Raw genomic sequence first — 307 nt, 5'->3', positions numbered from 1 at the left:
AGCGCTGGGTGCGGTAATGGCCCTTCGGGTCAAGTACCTCAGCCACGAGGTGAGTCGGCGGCTCAGGCGTGCGCTCGGGAGTCGCTCCGGCGCAGAGACCGCATGACCAGCCTGCCCATGCCGAGGCACTCCCGGCGGATCGGGGGCACCACGAGCACCGCCGCCGCGTAGCCGAGCGAAGCCCCGACGAACCCGACCAGCAGCTGGAGCCAGTTGGACTGGCCCGCGACCAGCCAGAGCCCGCCGGCGGTACCAGCGGCGACGAACAGCGCCAGCACGATGATCCACCCCGCGCCGACGTAGAGCC

Annotated in this window: 1 pseudogene; it reads right to left on the bottom strand. The window is 71.7% G+C overall.

The annotated features are described in order from the left end of the window. Nucleotides 1-62 precede the first annotated feature (62 nt). Nucleotides 63-307: pseudogene (locus BN358_RS26025) on the bottom strand (hypothetical protein); the annotation flags it as partial.

This window comes from Sedimentibacter sp. B4, from assembly GCF_000309315.1.
GTDB classification, from domain to species: Bacteria; Bacillota; Clostridia; order Tissierellales; family Sedimentibacteraceae; genus Sedimentibacter; species Sedimentibacter saalensis.
Note: the sequence above shows the minus strand (reverse complement) of the source record. Positions and strands in the feature narration are given on the sequence as shown.